A 2,567-nucleotide genomic window follows, 5' to 3' on the forward strand; every position below is an offset into this window, starting at 1 on the left:
ACAAACTCGTCAGGCGCGCCCTATTACTCGAACTGCGACAAAAGCTCACCGATGACATCATGGCGAGACAAGTAAACACTCGCCGTTTAGCCGCTATGCTTACTAGCTTTGTTGCCACACCACAGAGGAATCGACGTCAGGACCATTTAGAAGAAGGCATTGTTAACGCCACTACCATCACCAAGCTCGTCACATCGCCATTGGATCGAACTGTCTTTTATCAGCCTGACATCGGTACATCTCATCAATGTGCCATCACATTTTTGATGGACTGCTCAGGCTCAATGCAAAAGCACAGTCACAAGCTAAGCCTACTGATGGATACCATTCTCAAATCCGTTGGACTGGCCAACATCCCTCTCGAGATTATTGGCTTCACCACCAATAACTGGAACGGTGGCAAGGTTTATCGGCAGTGGCTTAAACAGGGCCAACCGAAACACCCAGGCCGCTTAAACGAAGTTCGTCATATTGTATTCAAGGATTTTGACACGCATTGGAGACGCGCTCGCCTTGGCATTGCGAGTCTTCGTAAAGCCGACGTCTTTAAAGAAGGGATTGATGGCGAAGCGGTGCAGTTCGCTAGCCAGCGGTTGCAGCAGCACATCGCTCAGCGAAAGGTGTTGATTGTGTTCTCAGACGGCTGCCCAATGGATACCGCCACCAGCACCGCCAACGATCAGTTCTATTTGGATAACCACCTCAAACAAGTGATTGAACGTGAGTCGACCAAAAACGGTATTGAGATTCATAGCGTGGGAATGGGAGTGGATTTGAGCCCATATTACCGCAACAACATTACCTTGGACGTACAAGAGAGCTGCTTGTTTGGGCTATCTAGGAGCATCTTTGAGATGCTAAAGCGTTAGGAGATATAGGTCGTGAGCAGTGAAGTATCGGCTAGCAGGCCGCTAGCCTTTTATCGGAATGTTCTTAATAGGTAGCAAGAAACTGATATATAACAAGTAGCTAAGAGACAGCAAACAAAGACCATGCAGAGACAGCCATCAAATATCCGCCTATCAGCATTAACACCGTAAACACTAGCTTTCTGAGTTGATCATTGGACAACGGTGGTGGAAAACGTCGAGCAAACATTGTGACAAGCGCCACCAAAGGAACAGCGATAGCCGATAACCACAGTATGCTCGGTTCCATGTCGCCTGCAGCGTAGACATTGACAGTACGAGACATCGACGTACAAGCGAACACCATCAGCAATGTGCTTCGCACCAGATCGAGCGTAAAAGGTTGCCGATAGAGATGATAAACAATCGGTGGGCCTGCCATGCCAAATAACCCACCCGCGAGCCCAGAACTAAAACCTGAGACAAGGAAAGATACGGTTGCCGAACGGTCCTTTCTGGTTTTAGGTTTAAACATAAAACTCAAACCTGCGAATAGCACCATCGCACCCAATAGTCCTCGGAGAATATTCGTGGCCGAATCGCTCAACTCGTCTAGCAAGAACACCCCCATCGATACGCCGGGGATAATACCGATGACCAACACCACCAGAATCTTGAGTTCCCCAAGCAGTGGCTTACCCATCAACGCCACCAAGCAATTGAACAAGGTCACAATACTGACCACAGCGGCAATAACGGGTAGGGATACCAAATTAAGGCTTACCGTTAACCCAATCACGATGATCCCGAGGCCAAATCCGGTCACAGTTTGAAAATAGGTACCCACCGCGATGGTGGCAAGAATGGCGAGTAAAACAGGTAACTCCATTAACTATCCTAATTAGGTTATTTTGGGGGTAAATATGAGTGCAAGATTCAGCGTTAGTTTAAGAAGCTAGTGTTAATACCGGAATTCAAACTCCGACTCTTCTCTTTCTTCAACATCAGCTTCAGAGTCAGCCTTAGAATCAGACGCTTTCCCTTGCTGCGCTTGTACCGCGGTAACGGCAATGACATTAAAGATATCTTCGGCACTGCACCCTCTGGATAAATCATTCGCCGGTTGATTTAACCCTTGCAGCAACGGGCCAATCGCAACTGCCCCACCTAGCCTTTCTGCGAGCTTATAGCCTATGTTTCCCGCTTCTAAGTTAGGGAATATCAACACATTCGATTGGCCTTTCACTTCTGAGTCGGGCAGCTTTTTTGCCGCTATTTCAGTGACAATCGCCGCATCAAGTTGGACATCTTGATCGACCGCGATTCCAGGACAACGTTGTTTCACGAGTTGAGCGGCATTACGAACCTTATCGACCGATTCGTGTTTGGCACTGCCGTTAGTCGAAAACGACAGCATCGCTACCTTAGGCTCTTCCATCAGTAACGTCTGAGCACTGTTTGATGCGGCCACAGCAATCGATGCCAACTCGATTTCATTAGGGTTAATCACCAAACCACAATCACTGAAAATCATGCCGCCTTTAAGGTTATGGAAAGGCTCACACAACATCATCAAGAAGAAACTCGACACCAATTCGCTGTCCGGTGCCGGGCCTATAATCTGCAGCGCCGCTCGCACCACATCAGACGTGGTATAAACCGCGCCATTAACCGTGCCGTCGACCAGTCCTTCCCTTACCATCAAATTGGCAAAAACAA

The 2,567-nt window shown here is 48.2% G+C and carries 3 protein-coding genes; 1 reads left to right on the forward strand and 2 read right to left on the reverse strand.

The window, feature by feature from the left end; all coding sequences use genetic code 11:
• On the forward strand, positions 1–869 hold an 869-nt coding region (locus IQQ51_RS27380), incomplete at its 5' end, for a cobaltochelatase CobT-related protein (RefSeq protein ID WP_416222615.1).
• Between the two features lie 100 nt (positions 870–969).
• Here IQQ51_RS27380 and IQQ51_RS19015 read toward each other — a convergent pair.
• A complete protein-coding gene (locus IQQ51_RS19015) occupies positions 970–1,737 on the reverse strand; it encodes a sulfite exporter TauE/SafE family protein (RefSeq protein WP_193841823.1) in 768 nt (255 codons plus the stop codon).
• Between the two features lie 72 nt (positions 1,738–1,809).
• A partial coding sequence (locus IQQ51_RS19020; RefSeq protein ID WP_228013011.1) for a phosphate acyltransferase occupies positions 1,810–2,567 on the reverse strand: 758 nt, incomplete at its 5' end.

This window comes from Vibrio sp. OPT18 (assembly GCF_015163615.1).
Lineage (GTDB): Bacteria > Pseudomonadota > Gammaproteobacteria > Enterobacterales > Vibrionaceae > Vibrio > Vibrio coralliirubri.